The following is an 18,212-nucleotide window of genomic DNA, read 5'->3' as shown; positions in this document are numbered from 1 at the left end:
CCCCCCTAACGCCCCGCGCCCCCCCCCCCCCGCCCCCGCCGGGGGGGGGGGGGGCCCCCCCCCGGGGGGGGGGGGGGCGCCGGGGGGGGGGGGGGGGGGGGGGCCCCCCGGGCCGCGGGGGGGGGGGGGGGGGGGGCGCGCCCCCCCCCCCGCCCCCCGACTCCGGAGCGGTCCCGGTGCTCGGCACGCTCAGTTGAAGATGACCGTGCGGTTTCCGTGGAGCAGGACGCGGTTCTGGCAGTGCCAGTTGACCGCGCGGGCCAGGGCCAGGCGTTCCGCGTCGCGGCCGACGAGGACGAGTTCCCGGGCGCTCTGGCGGTGGTCCACGCGGATCACCTCCTGCTCGATGATGGGGCCCTCGTCCAGGTCGGCGGTGACGTAGTGGGCGGTCGCGCCGACGAGCTTGACGCCCCGCGCGTGGGCCTGGTGGTAGGGCTTGGCGCCGGCGAAGCTCGGCAGGAACGAGTGGTGGATGTTGATGGCCCGCCCCTCCAGCGCCTTGCACAGGTCGTCGGAGAGGATCTGCATGTACCGGGCGAGCACCACCAGGTCGATGGCGTGCTCGTCCACGAGGCGCAGCAGTTGCTCCTCGGCCGCCGCCTTGGTGTCTCGGGTGACCGGTACGTGCAGGAACTCCACGCCCGCCTGCTCCACCTGTTCGCGCAGGTCGGGGTGGTTGGAGACGACGAGGGCGATGTCCCCGTCGAGGGTGCCGCTGCGCCACCGGTACAGCAGGTCGGCGAGGCAGTGGTCGAACTTCGACACCATGACGAGCACCCGGGGTGCGGCCGCCGCGTCGCGCAGCCGCCAGTCCATCGCGTACGCCTCGGCCGTGACGGCGAAGCGCTCCTCCAGGTGGGCCGGTTCCGAATCGGCGGGCGCGGTGAAACTCGTCCGCAGGAACACGGTGCCGTTGTCGGTGTCGTCGAACTGCTGGTGCTCGGTGATGTCGCAGCCCTCGCCGACCAGGAAGGCGGTGACGGCGTGCACGATGCCGGGGCGGGCCGGGCAGGTGAGGGTCAGGATGTACTGATCGCTGTCGGTGCGTGCGCTGGGCGAGGTGGTCACGACAGGTGTCTCCTCAGCAGTCGACGGCGTACTCGGTGCAGGCGTCGGCCAGCCACGCCGCGAGGTATCCGGCGAAGGACGACCGGACGAGCAGCCAGACCGCCCGCGGGCCCGCTTCGCGCACCACGAGCGTGACACCGGCCTGCGCGAGCAGCGTGGTGTGGCAGGCGCCCGCGTCGGCCTTGTCCGGCGCGAGATCCAGGGCGCAGCCCTGCGAGAGGATCTCCGGCAGCAGGGGGCCCGCGAGGGCGAGGACGGTGCGCTGCGCGGAGGTGTCGGTGACGGTGGCGAACTCCTCGCCGATCGCCGACCGCAGCCCGGCCGTCAGTTCCCCGGCGCGCCCGGCGGGTGCGACCAGGAGCCATTCGTCGGGGCCGAGCCAGAGCGCCTTGACCTCGGCGTCCAGATGAGCGCGGCAGGCGCCGGGCAGTGCGTACCCGAGGTACCCCTCGATGGCGGTGGCCGCCGTGCTGCCCGGTGTCACCCGGAGGGTGAGCTGGGTCAGGAACGGGAGTTCGCGGGCGGTCAGGCCGGAGGGGAGCCGCGGGGCCCAGTCGGCGAGCGGGCTGATGCGTGCGGGGGTGTGGGCGGGGGCGTCAGCCGTCACGGCGGGCTCCCTCCTTGTCGAAGAGGACGGGTTCGGCGACGGTCACCGGCACGGTGGCGCCGTCGAGCGGGACGTAGAGGGTCTCGCCGACGCGGGCGGCGCCGGAGCGCACGAGCGCCAGGGCGAAGGTGCGCTGCAGGGCGTCGCTGCGGTAGCTGGAGGTGACATGGCCGAGCATCGGGACCGGCGGCGCGGGCACCGCCTCGGTGGCGATGATCTGCGCGCCCTCCGGGAGCAGGGTGCGTTCGTCGGTGGGCAGCAGTGCGACGAGCCGCTTGCGGTCGGGGCGCTGGTTCTCGGGCCGGGCGAAGGACCGCTTGCCGACGAAGTCCGGCTTCTTCTTGGAGATCACCCAGTTCATCCCGAGGTCCTGCGGGGTGACCGTGCCGTCGGTGTCCTGCCCGATGATCGGGTACGCCTTCTCGGCGCGCAGCACGTGCATGGTCTCGGTGCCGTACGGGGTGAGGCCGAGCGGCTGCCCGGCGTCGTACAGCGCCTGCCAGACCGTGGTGGCGTACCAGGCCGGCACATTGACCTCGTACGCGAGCTCGCCGGAGAAGCTGATCCGGCACAGCCGGGCGTCGACGCCCGCGATCACGGTGTCGCGCCAACTCATGAACGGGAACGCCTCGTTGGAGACATCCAGGTCGTCGCCGACGACCGCGGCGAGCACCTCCCGGGAGCGCGGGCCGACGAGCGGGATCGTCGCCCAGTGCTCGGTCACGGACGTGAGGTGGACGCGCAGGTCGGGCCACTCCGTCTGGAGCCACTCCTCCATCCACTCAAGGACCATGGCTGCGTTGCCCGTTGTGGTGGTGACGAGGAACTCGTTCTCCGAGACGCGGATGACCGTGCCGTCGTCGATGGCCATCCCGTCGACGCCGCACATGACCCCGTAGCGGATCCGGCCGGGTTTCAGTGTGGCCATCATGTTCGTGTAGAGCCGGTTGAGCAGCTCGCCCGCGTCGGGTCCCTGCACGCTGATCTTGCCGAGCGTCGAACCGTCCATCATGGCCACGCCGTTGCGCGCCGCGTGGCACTCGCGCTGCACCGCGTCGTCCATCGTCTCGCCGGGCAGCGGGTAGTACCAGGGCCGCTTCCACTGGCCGACGTCCTCGAACAGCGCGCCGTGCCGCTCGTGCCAGGCGTGCAGCGCTGTTACCCGCACCGGGTCGAACAGCTCGCCCCGGTTGCGGCCCGCGAACGCGGCGAACGCGATGGGCTGCACGGGCGGCCGGAAGCCGGTGGTGCCGAGGTCCGCCACCTCCTCGCCGAGCGCCTCGGCGACGATGCCCGAGGTGAGGATCCCGGATGTACGTCCCTGGTCGTGCGCCGTGCCGATGGTGGTGTAGCGCTTCACGTGCTCGACGGAGCGGAGCCCGGCGCGGGTGGCCCGAAAGACGTCGCTGGCGAGGGCGTCGCGTTGCAGGTCGACGAATTGCGCCGTACCGTCCGCGCCGTCCCGCGGACTGGGCACGCGCCACAACACCGCACTGGGGGACGGGAGTTCGGTAGCCGCCGCCGGAACGCCGAACGGCGCGACCGCGACGCCGAGCGCCTCCAGCGCCGTGGCCGTCGCGGCGATACCGCTGCCGAGGCACTCTCCGAGCGTGCGCAGACCGTCCGCCGCGCCCGCCGTCCGTACGGTCGCCAGCGCCTCGGTGGGCACGAACGTGGCGAGCTCCGCGTCGTAGCGCAGCTTCCCGCGCGCCTGGCTGAACAGGGCGACGGCCGGGTTCCAGCCGCCGGAGACGAGCAGCACGTCGCAGTCGACGCCGTGTCGCCGGGCGTCCACCGCCGAGCGCTGGGCGATGTGCGCGCGGGAGATGCGCTCGCCGCCACTGGTCCCGGTGACGACATGGTCGCGGTGCAGCGGGATACCGCGCTCGGCCAGCGCCCCGGCGAGCCGGGCGGGGACGGTCGGCCGCGCGTCGACCACGGCGGCGAATTCCACACCCGCGTCCGCGAGTTCGAGCACCGCGTCGTACGCGGAGTCGTTCGTGGTGAAGACGACGGCCCGGTGGCCGGCGAGGACGCCGTACCGGTTGAGATACGTACGAGCCGCGGAGGCGAGCATGATGCCGGGGCGGTCGTTGTCGTCGAAGGCGATCGGCCGCTCGGTGGCGCCGGTCGCGTGCACGACCTGCTCGGCCCGGATGCGCCACACCCGCTGCCGGGACACGTGGCTCGGGGCCGCGGCGCCGAGGTGGTCGGTGCGCTTCTCCAGGGCGAGGACGAGGTTGTCGTCGTAGTGGCCGAGGGCGGTGGTGCGGGTCAGGACGGTCACGTTCCCGGACTCCGCGAGCCGCCGCGTCACCGAGTCCACCCACTCCTGCGCGGGCCGGCCGTCGACGGTCTCCCGCGTGCCGAGCAGGCTGCCACCCAACTCCGTTGCGCTGTCGACGAGGACGACCCGGACCCCCGCGTCGGACGCGGCGAGCGCGGCCGCGAGACCGGCAGGGCCCGCGCCGACGATCAGCAGCTCGGCGTGCAGGTGCCGCGCGTCGTAGCGGGCGGGATCTGGCTCACCGGCGAGCCGCCCCTGGCCGCCGAGCCCGCGCGCCACCAGACCGTCGTAGAGCTCGACCGTGGTGGCGGTGAGCATCGGCTCGGGGAACGGTGCCTCGATCTGCACGAGGGCGTTGGGCTCCTCGACACCGGCGGCCAGGATGCCGCGCGGGCGGCCGTACTTGATGCTCGTCGCCACCCGATGCACACCGTTCGCGAGGAGCGCGGAGGCGAGGGTGTCTCCGGGGTGCCCGGTGTACGGCGTCCCGTCGAAGACGAAGTCCAGCGTGGTGGAGCGGTCGACGCGCCCGTACGTGTCGCAGGAGGTGCGGAAGGGAGTGCTCATGCGGTCGCCTCCTGGCGCTCTCGCGCGGCGGTGCCGAGCGGGTTCGGGCACCCCACGGGGTACAAGGTCAGGAACTCGTAACTCACGGTGTCGCGCACGGCGTTGAACCAGCGGCGGCAGCCCGCCGTGTGCGCCCACCGCTCCGCGAAGGGACCCTTGGGGTTGTCGCGGAAGAACACGTACTGGGCCCACTGCTCGTCGTCGAGCGCGTGCGGGTCGGCGGGGTGCTCGACGTGCGCCTGGCCTCCGTAGTGGAACTCGGTCTCCTCGCGCGGCCCGCACCAGGGGCAGGGGATGAGCTGCATGGGTCTCTCCTAGAAAGGGGCTCAGTGCGCGACGGCGGCGGCGCCGTGCTCGTCGACGAGGGCGCCGGTCGTGAACCGGTCGAGGGTGAACGGCGCGTTGGTGTCATGGGGTTCACCGGTCGCGATGGTGTGCGCGTACGCCCAGCCGACACCCGGCGTCGCCTTGAAACCGCCGGTTCCCCAGCCGCAGTTGAGGTACAGGTCCTCGACCGGGGTGAGCCCGACGATGGGGGAGGCGTCCGGGGTGGTGTCGACGATGCCGCCCCACGTGCGCAGCATGTGGGCGCGCGCGAACACCGGGAACAGCTCCAGGGCCGCCGCCATCTGCCGCTCGATGATGTGGAAGGCGCCGCGCTGCCCGTACCCGTTGTAGCTGTCGATGCCCGCGCCCATGACGAGTTCGCCCTTGTGCGCCTGGGACACGTACACATGCACAGCGTTGGACATCACGACGGTCGGGTGCACGGGCTCCAGCAGCTCCGACACCAGCGCCTGCAACGGATGGCTCTGTAGCGGCAGCCGCAGGCCGACCATCTGCGCGAGGATTGAGGTGTGTCCGGCCGCCGCGAGCGCCACCTTCCCGGCGCCGATCCGGCCCCGGGTGGTCCGCACCCCGGTGACCCGGCCCCCGCTCACATCGATGCCGGTGACCTCGCAGTTCTGGATGAGGTCGATGCCGTACGCGTCACAGCGGCGGGCGAAGCCCCATGCCACGTAGTCGTGCTTGGCGATGCCCGCGCGCGGCTGGTACGTGGCGCCGTGCACCGGATAGCGCACATCCGGGCTGGTGTTGACGATCGGGCACACCTTGGCGACCTCGTCCGGCTCCAGCCACTCGGCGTCGATGCCGTTGAGCTGGTTCGCGTACACCCGGCGCTTGCTGTCCCGGACGTCCTGGAGGTTGTGCGCGAGGTTGAGGACGCCGCGCTGGCTGAACAGGATCGGGTAGCCGAGGTCCTGCTCCAGCGTCTCCCACAGCTTGAGCGAGCTCTCGTAGATGCCCGAGCTCTCGTCCCACAGGTAGTTGGAGCGGATGATCGTGGTGTTGCGGGCCATGTTGCCGCCGGCCAGCCACCCCTTCTCCAGGACGGCGATGTTCGTGATGCCGTGGTTCTTGGCGAGGTAGTACGCCGTCGCCAGGCCGTGTCCGCCGCCCCCGACGATCACGACGTCGTAGGACTTCTTCGGATCGGCGTTGCGCCACAGGAAGTCGGGGTGGTCGGGCAGGTCGTGTGCGTCGGGGGTCATGAGGACTCCTTGAAAACCGACTGGTGACGCTCTGATATATCAGTGGCGGACGTCGTCACCGTAGCCAGCCCCTCAGGGGCGCGTCAATGGTGTACGGAGGAGGAAAACAAGCCCGTAACCGCCGTGCCGGAGCAGGGAGTTGCGGCGGCTGGTGCTCAGCCCGGCAGCACGTCCAGGACCGTGTGCATCCGCGAGGCGCGGGCCAGGTCCGCGAGCGCCTGCTCCATCACCGACAGCGGATCGCGCGGCGGCAGCAGCAGACCGATCCGCGCGCTGCGCCGCGGACCGTGCAGCGGCACGGCCTCCATCCCGGCGGGGATCCCGAAGACGTGCAGCCAGGTGTGCGGGATGATGCTCGACCACTGGCCGGTGCGCACATGCGCGATCAGCGAGGCGATGGAGTCCGTCTCCACGCGCGGCGCCACCGTCAGGGACAGCTCCGCGAACACGTCGTCCAGGACCCGGCGCCCCAGCATCCGCGGATGCAGCAGGCACAGCGGCAGCGCGGCCGCCTCGGCCCAGCTGATCTCCTGCGCCGAGCGGTCCGGGTCCTCCTGGGTGAGCACGACGTAGCGCTCCCGGTACAGCGGCACGAACGGCAGATCCAGGGTCCGGCTGTGGTACGAGACCGCCCCGTGCAGCTCGAAGGCGCGCAGCCGGCGCACGATGTCGTCACCCTGGAGATCGGCCTGGACGTTCACCGTGGTGTGCGGATTGGCCGCGCAGAACGGCTGGGTGAGCAGGGCGACCGCGCCGACCGCCGTGGGCACGGCGCCGAGCCGTAGCTCCCCGCTGAGCCCTGCGCGCAGCGCGGCGAGCCCCGACTGCATGGCGTCCCGGTCCGCGAGCATCCGGCGGGCCCACACGACGACCTGCTCGCCCTCCGCCGTCAGGCCCTCGAAGCGCCGGCCGCGGCGCACCAGCGGCACCCCGAGCTCGGTCTCCAGCTTGCGGATGCCCTCGGACAGTGTCGGCTGCGACACGAAGCACTGCTCGGCGGCCTTGGCGAAGTGGCCGGTGCCGGTCAGCGCGACGAGGTATTCGAGCTGTCGCAGGAGCACGGTCCCACCCCCTTTCCGGCCGACTTCGGTGGTTTACGTCCGCCCGTGATCGTAGCTGCCTATCAACGATCGGACTTTCCGCTTTGACCGTGGGCCGAGCGCGGACGAATGCTGGGCGACGGGGGCGTGCCGTCTCCCGGTGAGTCGGAAACGTAGAGGTGATGGGCGTGCGCGCGATCGAAGAGCCCGCAGAGGACCTTTCCCTGAGCAAGCCCAAGACCTGGGCCACCGGGGCGCCCGCCGTGGCCCACGCCCTCCAGTACGCCCTGAGCCAGACCTCGCCCAAGCGCACCGCCCTGACCCTGCTCAACATCAACCAGGACGGCGGCATCGACTGCCCCGGCTGCGCCTGGCCCGAGGGCGCACCGGACAAGCGGCACCGCAACGAGTACTGCGAGAACGGCGCCAAGCACATCGCCGACGAGGCCACCACCCGCCGCGTCACCCGCGAGTTCTTCGCCGAGCACCCGGTCAGCGAGCTCGCGGAGGCCTCCGACTACTGGCTCAACCAGCAGGGCCGGCTGACCGAGCCCATGGTCAAGTACCCGGACAGCGACCACTACGAGCCGATCGGCTGGGACGGCGCGCTCGACCTGCTCGCCGACGAGCTCAATGGCCTGGACAGCCCCGACGAGGCGCTGTTCTACACCTCGGGCCGGCTCGCCAACGAGCCCGCGTTCCTCCTCCAGCTCTTCGCGCGGGCCTTCGGCACCAACAACCTGCCCGACTGCTCCAACCTGTGCCACGAGTCCAGCGGCTCGGCCCTCAACGAGACGCTGGGCATCGGCAAGGGCAGCGTCAGTCTCGACGACCTGCACAACAGCGACCTGGTCTTCGTCGTCGGCCAGAACCCCGGCACCAACCATCCCCGGATGCTGACGGCCCTGGAGGAGACCAAGCGGCGCGGCGGGAAGATCGTCGCGGTCAACCCGCTGCCCGAGGCGGGGCTGCTGCGCTTCAAGCACCCGCAGAAGGCGCGGGGTGTCATCGGCCGGGGCACCGAGATCGCCGACCAGTTCCTGCAGATCCGGCCGGGCGGCGACCTCGCCCTCTTCCAGGCGCTGAACCTGCTGCTCCTGGAGGCCGAGGACAAGGCGCCCGGCACGGTCCTCGACCGCGAGTTCATCGACGCCCACACCTCGGGCTATGAGGTCTTCACGGACAACATTCGCGGGCTCGACTGGGCGGAGGTCCTCAAGGCCACCGGGCTCACGCGGGAGGAGATCGAGGAGGTCCACCAGCGGGTGCTCGGCGCCAAGAACGTCATCGTGTGCTGGGCCATGGGCCTGACCCAGCACAAGCACGGCGTCCCCACCATCCGCGAAGTCGTCAATTTCCTTCTGCTGCGCGGAAACATCGGCAGGCCCGGCGCCGGCGTCTGCCCGGTGCGCGGCCACAGCAATGTGCAGGGCGACCGCACCATGGGCGTGTGGGAGCGCATGCCGCAGTCGTTCCTCGACGCCCTGGAGAAGGAATTCGACTTCGCCCCGCCCACCCGGCACGGGGCCGACGCTGTCGACGCGATCCGGGCCATGCGCGACGGGCGGGCCCACGTGTTCGTCGGGGTGGCGGGCAATTTCGTCCGCGCCACGCCCGACAGCGACGTGACCGAACGCGCCCTGCGCAATTGCCGGTTGACGGCCCACATCTCCACCAAACTGAATCGCTCGCACGCCGTGTGCGGCCGCACCGCGCTGATACTTCCCACGCTGGGGCGCAGCGACCGCGACATTCAGTCGGGCGGTGAGCAGTTCATGACGGTCGAGGACTCGATGAGCGATGTGCACGCCACCCGCGGCCGGCTCGCGCCCGCCTCACCCGCGCTGCTCAGCGAGGTGTCCATCATCAGCAGGCTCGCCCGCAGGACCCTCGGCGAGCGGCACGGGATCACCTGGCAGGCATTCGAGAACGACTACGACACCATTCGCGAGCACATCGCGAACGTGGTGCCGGGATTCGACGACTTCAACCGGCGCGTGCGGGAACCGGGCGGCTTCAACCTGCCCAACCCCGTCAACAAGCGCGTTTTCCAGACGGCGAGCGGCACCGCCGTCTTCACCGCGAACACCTTCACCGGGCTCACCGCGCCGCCCGGCCACCTGATCCTGCAGACGCTGCGCTCGCACGACCAGTGGAACACCATCCCGTACGCGATGGACGACCGGTACCGCGGCGTCAAGGGCGCGCGGCGCGTCGTCCTGGCCAACGCGGAGGATCTCGCCGAACTCGGCATCGCGGAGGGGAGCCTGGTCGACCTGATCAGCGTGTGGACCGATGGCAGCGAGCGCAGGGCGCCCGCGTTCCGCGCCGTCGGCTACCCGACGCCCCGGGGCTCCGCGGCCGCCTACTACCCGGAGACCAACGTCCTCGTCCCGCTGGACAGCGTCGCAGAGAAGAGCAACACCCCCACGTCCAAGGCCGTGATCATCCGGATGGAACCGGCCGAGGGGGACGGCCCCGGTCAGTCCAGGTAGCCCATCTTGCGGCTGATGTCCTGCGCGCTCCGCAGCAGCGTGGGGGAGAGCTCGTGCATCCGCTCCTCGGAGAACCGGTAGGCGGGACCCGAGGCGCTGATCGCGGCGATGACCTCACCCTGGGCGTTTCTGATGGGCGCGGCCATTCCGTGCAGCCCGAGCTCCAATTCCTCTAGCGTCACCGCATATCCGCGCTCAAGGGTCTGCGCGAGATCCTTCTCGAGCTTTCCCTTCGCGGTCAGGGTGTGCGGTGTCATCTTTTTCATGTGGGAGGCCGCGAGCATTTCCGCGCGCTCCCGTTCCGGTACATGAGCGAGCAATATCTTTCCACTGGATGTGGCATGCATCGGGGTGAGCTGGCCGACCCAATTGTGCGTGCTGACCGCCATCGGGCCGCGCACCTGGAGGACGTTCACCGCATAATGTTCCTGCAGAATTGCGATGTTGACGGCCTCCCCGAATTCCTCCGCGAGCTGCTCGCAGAACGGGCGGGCCTGCTGTGTCACATCGAAATTGTCGGTGACCGAGCTGGCCAGGCGTACGATGCCGAAACCGATCCGGTACTTTCCCCGGTCGCCCGACTGCTCGACCAAATCGCGCGCCTCCAGCGCGCCCAGCAGACGGAATGCCGTCGACTTGTGCACGTCGATTTCCGCGGCGATCTCGCTGACGCCTGCTTCCCCGCGCCGGGCGAGAATCTCGAGAACGCTCACGGCACGGTCGACGGACTGCACTCCGGCGCCCGACGAGCCCGTTGTCTCACTGTCTGCGTCATGCTTTCTCATGGCGCGACTATAGGCGCTGGCCGCGGGCGGGCGGCAGGGCGATGCGGAAGCGGATCTTCGGCCCCATCTTCACGCTCGTCTCCTATAAGTGGTGCCTCCTGAATTAGGGCAGGGAAAGCCCGTCTAGCCAGTTCGGCTACCCGGGACGGCGGAAGTCATGCGCCGCGCGTGGCGCCCCGACGTCCGCGCTGCGCACCGGGGTCGACCCGCAGGCGACGACGCCAACTGGCGCCCCGACGTGCGCATTTGAGGTGTCGAGCGGCAGATCTCAGATGCCCCTTGACACACGCCGTCGACGGAGACGACAGTTTGGGCGTTGCGTAGAACGCGTCAAGGTTCTTCATGCGCAACAGAGTTCGGCTCTCCTGAACGGCTCCTCCACAGCCCATACGGCTCATCTGCCTCCCTCGACAGACCCCAAGGAGCTCAACCGTGACTCACGAGGTACGCGCGGTGGTCGCCCGCAAGCAGGGCGCCCCCGTCTCCGTGGAAACGATCCTGGTCCCTGAGCCGGGACCGGGGGAGGCGCTGGTGCAGGTACGGGCCTGCGGCGTCTGCCACACCGATCTGCACTACCGGGAGGGCGGGATCGGCGACGCGTTCCCGTTCCTGCTCGGACACGAGGCCGCCGGCGTCGTCGAGTCCGTCGGCGACGGGGTCACCGATGTGGCGCCCGGCGACTTCGTGATCCTCAACTGGCGCGCGGTGTGCGGCAGTTGCCGGGCCTGTCGGCGCGGCAGGCCCTGGTACTGCTTCGACACGCACAACGCCACGCAGGCCATGACCCTCCTCGACGGCACCACGCTCTCGCCCGCGCTCGGCATCGGCGCGTTCGCCGAGAAGACCCTCGTCGCTGCCGGTCAGTGCACCAAGGTCGACCGGTCCGCGACGGCCGCCGCGGCGGGCCTGCTCGGCTGCGGCGTCATGGCGGGCTTCGGCGCGGCGGTCAACACCGGCGGCGTCGGCAGGGGCGACTCGGTGGCCGTCATCGGCTGCGGAGGCGTCGGGATCGCGGCGATCGCCGGGGCGAAGGTCGCCGGGGCCGCCCGCATCATCGCCGTGGACATCGACGAGCGGAAGCTGGCGAAGGCCGAGCGGTTCGGCGCCACCGACACCGTCGACTCCTCCAGGACCGACCCCGTCGAGGCGGTGCGCTCCCTCACCGGCGGCTTCGGCGCGGACGTCGTGGTGGAGGCCGTGGGTCGCCCCGAGACCTACCAACAGGCCTTCTATGCCCGCGATTTGGCGGGCACCGTAGTCCTCGTGGGCGTCCCCACCCCCGAGATGAAACTGGAACTGCCGCTCGCCGACGTCTTCGGTCGCGGCGGCGCCCTCAAGTCGTCCTGGTACGGCGACTGCCTGCCCTCCCGCGACTTCCCCGCCCTCATCGACCTCTACCTCCAGGGCCGCTTCGACCTCGGCGCGTTCGTCAGCGAGGAGATCGGCCTGGACGAGGTGGAGTCCGCGTTCGACGCCATGCGCCGCGGAGACGTACTGCGCTCAGTGGTGACGCTGTGAGCGCGGGGGCCCTCTGAGCACGGGGCCCCCAAGCGTGGGTCCCTCTGAGCCCCGACACCACACACAACTCGCTTCGCTTCGGCACCTGCCGCGTGTCCGTACGACATCTACCGAGGTGACTCCTGATGAGCATCACGAGCCTGCCCCCGAGTCTGATCTCCACGCTTCCCGGCGACTACTACACCGACCCGCAGATCTTCGCGCAGGAGCAGGAGCACATCTTCGAGTCCATGTGGTTCTGCGTGAGCCGGGCCTCCGACCTCACGAAGCCGGGCAGCTTCCGCACCTACCAAGTGGGCCGCGAGAGCGTCCTCGTCGCGCGTTCCCGCGACGGCTCCGTGCGCGCGTTCCTCAACATCTGTCGGCATCGCGGCGCCAAACTGTGCACCGAGGAGTCGGGTGAGGTCAGGCGGAACTTCCAGTGCCCGTACCACGCCTGGACCTACGGCCTCGACGGCAAGCTGATCGCCGCACCCAACCTGACGTCGATGCCGGACATCGACCGCACCGAATACGGCCTGGTCACCGTGCATGTCAGGGAGTGGCTCGGATATGTGTGGGTGTGCCTGGCCGAGCAGCCGCCCTCCTTCGAGGACGAGGTGATCGGAGCGGTCAGCGAACGCCTCGGCGGCGCCGACGCGATCGAGAACTACGCGATCGGGGACCTCGACCTCGGCAAGCGCATCACGTACGACGTCCAGGCGAACTGGAAGCTCATCATCGAGAACTTCATGGAGTGCTATCACTGCGCCACCATCCACCCCGAACTCACCGAAGTGCTGCCGGAGTTCAAGGACGGACTGGCGGCCCAGTACTTCGTCGGCCACGGCGCAGAGTTCGCCGAAGAGGCCAGGGGCTTCACCGTCGACGGCTCCGAGGGCCTCGACCGCATCCCCTCGGTCGCCGACGAGCAGGACCGGCGCTATTACGCGATCACCGTGCGGCCCCAGGTGTTCATCAACCTGGTCCCGGACCACGTGATCCTCCACCGGATGTACCCGATCTCCCACGACCGCACGATCGTCGAGTGCGACTGGCTCTATCTGCCGCACGTCGTGGGCAGCGGAACCGACGTCGAGCGCTCCGTCGAACTGTTCCACCGCGTCAACCAGCAGGACTTCGACGCCTGCGAGCGCACCCAGCCCGCGATGAGTTCGCGCGCCTACGCCAAGGGCGGCGTCCTCGTCCCCAGCGAACACCACATCGGCGAGTTCCACGCCTGGCTCCAGGCCCGGCTCGGCACGCAGCGCGCCAACTGACCGTCCATTTGTTTCCTGGAGGTTCCCCATGATCCCGGTGTGCCGCATCGAAGATCTGCCCCCTGGTGAGTCCATCCGCGTGACCGAGGGAGTGCCGGCCCCCGTCGCCGTCTTCAACGCCGACGGCACGGTGTACGCCATCGACGACACCTGCACCCACCAGGACGCCTCGCTCGCCGACGGCTTCCTCGAGGGCTGCTTCGTCGAATGCCCCCTGCACGAGGCGTCGTTCGACCTGCGCGACGGACGCCCGACCTGCCCGCCCGCCAAGACGCCCGTCCGCACCCACCACGTCACCGTCCAGGACGGTCAGGTCCTGCTTCACGTCACCGTTGGGGAGCCCGCATGAAGCACATCACTGTCGTCGGAGCCTCGCTCGCCGGCCTCGGCGCCGTCCGATCGCTGCGCTCCGAGGGATACGACGGAGGGATCACCGTCGTAGGAGAGGAACTGCACCGCCCCTACGACCGCCCGCCCCTGTCCAAGGCCTACCTCAAGGGCGAGGTCACGGCCGATGCCCTCGAACTCGGTGACGCCGAGGAGTACGAACAGCTCGGAATCCACTGGGAGTTGGGCGAACGCGCCGTACACCTGGACTGCTCCACCACATCCGTCATCCTCGCCAACGGGCGCAGGATCGACACCGACGGCGTCGTGGTCGCCACCGGTTCGACCGCCCGCCGTCTCCCCGGCACGGACGGACTCGCCGGTGTCCACACCCTGCGCACCCTGGACGACGCCCGGAGCCTGCGTGCCGAACTGCTGAGCGGGGCGCCCCGGATGGTGGTCATCGGCGCCGGGTTCATCGGGGCCGAAGTCGCCGCCACCGCCCACCACTTGGGCCTCGACGTCACCGTGGTCGAGGCGCTCGACACCCCGCTGGAACGCCAGTTGGGCGCCGAGATGGGCCGCGTCTGCGCCTCCCTCCACACCGACCATGGCGTACGCCTGCTGTGCGGCACGGGGGTGGCGGAACTGGAGAGCGGTGGCGGCCGGGTCACCGGGGTGCGGCTCACGGACGGGCGGCTGCTGCCCGCGGACATCGTGCTCGTCGGAGTGGGCGCCCGGCCGGTCGACGACTGGCTCGCCGACTCCGGTGTGTGGGTCGACAACGGCGTGGTGTGCGACGCGGGCGGCGCCTCCAGCGTCCCCAACGTCGTCGCCGTCGGGGACGTGGCCCGCCGCCCGCACCCCTTCACCGGCCGGCACGCCCGCATCGAGCACTGGTCGAACGCCGCGGAGTCGGCCGCCACGGCGGCCCGCACGCTGCTCACCGGCGAGTCCGCGACCCCGCGGGCCACCCCGCCGTCCTTCTGGTCCGACCAGTACGACGTCCGCATCCAACTCGCGGGCTGCGTCGGTCCCGGCGCCCAGGTCGAACTCGTCGAGGGCTCCTACGAGAGCCGGTCCTTCGCGGCCCTCTACAAGGAGGACGGGGCGCCCACTGCGGTCCTCGCCATGAACCGCTCCAAGATCTTCAACCGCCTGCGCCGCACCCTGATCCCCGCCACGGAAAGGATCGCGCCCGCCGCCGCCTGACGGGCCCGCCACGATGCCTTCGCCTCTCCCGCCGCTCCGCACCCCTGATATATCAATGCAGGGATGCGGTACGGTGAGGTCTCATCGCGGACACGTCAGGGGAGGGGCGAGATGGCATCTGTGCCTGCCGCCGGGGGCCAGTCGCACGGCGCGACACTGGCCGACCAGGCGTACCAGGAGATCACGGACCGACTCGTCACCCTGCAGATCCGCCCCGGCGAACCCGTCCACGACGGGCGCCTCGCCGCCGACCTCGGCCTCGGCCGCACCCCGGTCCGCGAGGCCCTCAAGCGCCTGGAGATCGAGCGGCTCATCGTCGCCTTCCCCCGGCGCGGCACCTTCGCCACCGAAGTACAGATCGCCGACCTCGGCCACATCTCCGAAGTGCGCCAGGAACTCGAACCCCTCGCCGCCGCGCGCGCCAGCAAGCGGGCCACCGCGGCGGACCGGGAACGGCTGCGCGAACTGCTCACCCGCGTGGAGGAGGAGTCGCAGGGAGCGCCGGAACACGGCGAGATCGGCCTGCTCCGGCTCGACATGGCGGTGCACCGCGCCGTCTACGCGGTCACGTACAACCCGTACCTCGAAGCCACGCTGGTCAACTACGACAACCTCGCCACCCGCATCTGGTGCCTGTTCATCGACCGCCTGTCCGGACTCGAGCAACACGTCCACGAACACGGGCAGTTGCTGCGGGCCGTCATCGACGGCGACGAGGCCAAGGCCTCGGCCGTGGCCGCCGAGCACGTCGAGAACTTCGAGCGCGCGATCCGCTCGATCATCTGAAGCACCCGGCTGCCTCTCAACTCCGGTCAATCCGGGGCCCATTGACGCCCGCCGCGCGTCGGTTCTAGTGTGCCGATCGCTGGTATATCAATCTCGTTCATCTGTCGTTTCACTCCCACGTGAACGCGCGGCCGTCCGCCTCTGACGACACCGCCCCCGATCCCTCCCACGTCACCCTCGTGCACCCTTGAACTCCCGGAGGACCCACCATGAACTCGCAGTCTTCGCAGCCCAAGGTGGTCATCATCGGAGCCGGAATCGTCGGCTGCTCCCTCAGTGACGAGCTCACCGCACTCGGCTGGACCGACGTCACCGTCCTCGAACAGGGCCCCCTCTTCGCGACCGGCGGTTCCAGCTCGCACGCCCCCGGCCTGGTCTTCCAGACCAGCCCCTCCAAGACCATGACCGAGTTCGCGCGCTACACCGTCGAGAAGACGAGCGCCCTCGACCTGGACGGAGACTGGTGCTACCGGCAGGTCGGCGGCCTGGAGATCGCCACAACTCCAGAACGCCTGCGGGAACTTGAACGCCGGCACGGCTGGCTCAGCTCCTGGGGCGTCGAGAGCCACCTCCTCGACCCGGACGAGTCCGCCAAGCTCCACCCGCTGCTCGACCCCGGCGCCATCCTCGGCGGCTACCACATCCCCAGCGACGGCCTGGCCAAGGCGCTACGGATCGGCGAGGCACAGGCCCGCCGCGCCCTCGCCCGCGGCGCCACCTTCCTCGGCCACCACACCGTCACGGACGTCGAGACATCCGGCGGAGCCGTCAGTGCCGTCGTCACCGACCGCGGCACCTTCCCCGCGGACATCGTCGTCTCCTGCGCCGGATTCTGGGGCCCGCGCATCGGCCGCATGGTCGGCCAGGACGTGCCGCTCGTCCCCATGGGCCACCAGTACGCCACCACCACACCCATCACCGAACTCAAGGGCCGCAACAGCCAGTTGGACGAGGCGAACCTGCCGATCCTGCGCAACCAGGACGCCGGCCTCTACTACCGCGAACTCGTCGACCGGATCGGCATCGGCTCCTACGCCCACCGCCCCATGCCCCTGTCGCCCGACGACGTCGCCCACCCCGCCGACAGCCCGGACCAGCCCTCCAAGCTGGACTTCACGAAGGCCGACTTCGAGGGCGCCTGGGCGGACACCCGCAGGCTGCTGCCCGCTCTGAACGACGCGGACATCGCCGACGGCTTCAACGGACTGTTCTCGTTCACCGTCGACGGCATGCCCCTGATCGGCGAGTCCCCGACGGTGTCCGGCTTCTGGCTGGCCGAAGCGGTGTGGGTGACCCACTCGGCGGGCGTCGCCAGGGCCGTCGCGAAGTGGATGGTCGAGGGCCGGCCCGGCATCGACGTCCACGGCTGCGACATCAACCGCTTCGAGGACGTGCAGCTCGCCCCCGACTACGTGCACGAGCGCAGCTGTCAGAGCTTCTCCGAGGTCTACGACATCATCCACCCGCTCCAGCCGCCGAACCGCCCCCGGCCGCTGCGCGTGAGCCCCTTCCACATACGCCAACAAGAGCTCGGAGCCGTGTTCCTGGAGGGCGCGGGCTGGGAGCGCCCGCACTGGTACGAGGCCAACGCCGACCTCCCCGAGGTGTCCCACATCGGCGAGCGGAACGAATGGGCCTCCCGCTTCTGGTCACCCGTCGCGGGCGCCGAGGCACTGGTCACCCGCGAGCGCGTGGCGATGTACGACATGACCCCCCTCAAGCGCCTCGAGGTCACGGGCCCGGGCGCCCTGACATTTCTGCAAGGCCTCTCAACGAATCAGCTGGACAAGGCAGTCGGCGCGGTGACGTACACCCTGCTCCTCGATGAGGCGGGCGGCGTGCTGAGCGACCTCACCGTCGCCCGGCTCGCGGAGGACCGCTTCCAGGTCGGCGCCAACAGCAACCTCGACCTCGTCTGGCTGCGTCGCCACCTGCCCGCCGACGGCACGGTGCAGGTCCGCGACATCACGGCAGGCACCTGCTGCATCGGCGTGTGGGGGCCGCGCGCCCGCGACCTCGTGCAGCCCCTCACCGACGCCGACTTCTCGCACGAGAACTTCGGCTACTTCAAGGCGAAGCAGGCCTTCATCGGGGACGTCCCGGTGACCGCGATGCGCCTGTCCTACGTCGGTGAACTGGGCTGGGAGCTGTACACCACCGCCGATCTGGGCCTGCGCCTGTGGGACACGCTCTGGCGGGCCGGACAGGAGCACGGGGTGATCGCGGCGGGCCGCAGCGCCTTCAACTCCCTTCGCCTGGAGAAGGGTTACCGCGCCTGGGGCCACGACATGACCAGCGAGCACAACCCCTACGAGGCAGGTGTGGGCTTCGCGGTCCGCAAGAAGAAGGGCGACTACGTGGGCCGAGACGCGATCGTCGATGTCACCAAGGACACGGTGGATCGCCGCCTCACCGCCCTCCTGATCGAGGACGACCGCTCGGTGGTCATGGGCCACGAACCGGTTCACGTGAACGGCCGGCCCTGCGGTTACGTCACCAGCGCCGCGTACGGCTACACCCTCGGCCGCCCGATCGCCTATGCCTGGCTCCCGGCCGAACACGCGGAACCCGGAACACGGGTGGAGATCGGCTACTTCGGCGACCGTGTGGCGGCGACGACTGCGGCGGAGCCGCTGTTCGACCCGGAGATGACGCGGATCCGCCGGTGACGGAGGCCCCGCGGAAGCGAAGGTGGACGGGCGGCGACG

The 18,212-nt window shown here is 70.4% G+C and carries 14 protein-coding genes; 7 read left to right on the top strand and 7 right to left on the bottom strand.

From position 1 onward, the window contains the following. Positions 1-189: 189 nt before the first annotated feature. The 6 genes from purU to ACYSUO_RS29095 all read right to left on the bottom strand — a co-directional run bounded on the left by purU (position 190) and on the right by ACYSUO_RS29095 (position 7,143). Positions 190-1,068, bottom strand: coding sequence for a formyltetrahydrofolate deformylase (purU, locus tag ACYSUO_RS29120; protein WP_461779218.1), 879 nt, complete (start codon positions 1,066-1,068; stop codon positions 190-192). 13 nt (positions 1,069-1,081) lie between these two features. Continuing rightward, complete coding sequence (locus tag ACYSUO_RS29115; protein WP_461779217.1) at positions 1,082-1,675, bottom strand: sarcosine oxidase subunit gamma; 594 nt, start codon at positions 1,673-1,675, stop codon at positions 1,082-1,084. Then, positions 1,665-4,529, bottom strand: coding sequence for a 2Fe-2S iron-sulfur cluster-binding protein (locus tag ACYSUO_RS29110; RefSeq protein WP_461779216.1), 2,865 nt, complete (start codon positions 4,527-4,529; stop codon positions 1,665-1,667). Before ACYSUO_RS29110 ends, ACYSUO_RS29115 begins: the two co-directional genes overlap by 11 nt. Then, positions 4,526-4,834, bottom strand: coding sequence for a sarcosine oxidase subunit delta (locus ACYSUO_RS29105; protein ID WP_461779215.1), 309 nt, complete (start codon positions 4,832-4,834; stop codon positions 4,526-4,528). The genes ACYSUO_RS29110 and ACYSUO_RS29105 overlap by 4 nt, the downstream gene beginning before the upstream one ends. Positions 4,835-4,855: 21 nt before the next feature. Next, positions 4,856-6,082, bottom strand: coding sequence for a sarcosine oxidase subunit beta family protein (locus tag ACYSUO_RS29100; RefSeq protein ID WP_461779214.1), 1,227 nt, complete (start codon positions 6,080-6,082; stop codon positions 4,856-4,858). Positions 6,083-6,237: 155 nt separating this feature from the next. Then, positions 6,238-7,143: a LysR family transcriptional regulator gene (locus tag ACYSUO_RS29095; protein ID WP_461779213.1), complete on the bottom strand. Its 906-nt coding sequence runs from the start codon at positions 7,141-7,143 to the stop codon at positions 6,238-6,240. Between the two features lie 161 nt (positions 7,144-7,304). On the opposite strand from ACYSUO_RS29095, the gene ACYSUO_RS29090 reads away from it, so the two are divergent. Beyond that, positions 7,305-9,617 (top strand): FdhF/YdeP family oxidoreductase, encoded by a 2,313-nt coding sequence (locus ACYSUO_RS29090; RefSeq protein ID WP_461779212.1) that lies wholly within the window; start codon positions 7,305-7,307, stop codon positions 9,615-9,617. Here the strand turns inward: ACYSUO_RS29090 and ACYSUO_RS29085 are convergent. Beyond that, entirely contained in the window at positions 9,605-10,402 is a 798-nt protein-coding gene (locus ACYSUO_RS29085; protein ID WP_461779211.1) for an IclR family transcriptional regulator, read from the bottom strand. The two genes, ACYSUO_RS29090 and ACYSUO_RS29085, sit on opposite strands and share 13 nt — an antisense overlap. 432 nt (positions 10,403-10,834) lie before the next feature. On the opposite strand from ACYSUO_RS29085, the gene ACYSUO_RS29080 reads away from it, so the two are divergent. From ACYSUO_RS29080 to ACYSUO_RS29055, 6 genes are all read left to right on the top strand, one after another. Next, positions 10,835-11,920: an S-(hydroxymethyl)mycothiol dehydrogenase gene (locus ACYSUO_RS29080; protein ID WP_461779210.1), complete on the top strand. Its 1,086-nt coding sequence runs from the start codon at positions 10,835-10,837 to the stop codon at positions 11,918-11,920. 125 nt (positions 11,921-12,045) lie between these two features. Then, on the top strand, positions 12,046-13,179 hold the full coding sequence (locus tag ACYSUO_RS29075) for an aromatic ring-hydroxylating oxygenase subunit alpha (RefSeq protein WP_461779209.1): 1,134 nt from the start codon (positions 12,046-12,048) through the stop codon (positions 13,177-13,179). Between the two features lie 28 nt (positions 13,180-13,207). Beyond that, a complete protein-coding gene (locus ACYSUO_RS29070) occupies positions 13,208-13,528 on the top strand; it encodes a bifunctional 3-phenylpropionate/cinnamic acid dioxygenase ferredoxin subunit (RefSeq protein WP_267073362.1) in 321 nt (106 codons plus the stop codon). Then, a complete protein-coding gene (locus tag ACYSUO_RS29065; protein WP_461779208.1) occupies positions 13,525-14,718 on the top strand; it encodes an NAD(P)/FAD-dependent oxidoreductase in 1,194 nt (397 codons plus the stop codon). Before ACYSUO_RS29070 ends, ACYSUO_RS29065 begins: the two co-directional genes overlap by 4 nt. 111 nt (positions 14,719-14,829) lie before the next feature. Further along, entirely contained in the window at positions 14,830-15,504 is a 675-nt protein-coding gene (locus ACYSUO_RS29060; protein WP_426906233.1) for a GntR family transcriptional regulator, read from the top strand. 209 nt (positions 15,505-15,713) lie between these two features. After that, positions 15,714-18,173: a GcvT family protein gene (locus tag ACYSUO_RS29055; RefSeq protein WP_461779207.1), complete on the top strand. Its 2,460-nt coding sequence runs from the start codon at positions 15,714-15,716 to the stop codon at positions 18,171-18,173. Positions 18,174-18,212 lie beyond the last annotated feature (39 nt).

Source organism: Streptomyces sp. UC4497 (genome assembly GCF_054871485.1).
This window is presented reverse-complemented; position numbering and strand designations above follow the sequence as displayed.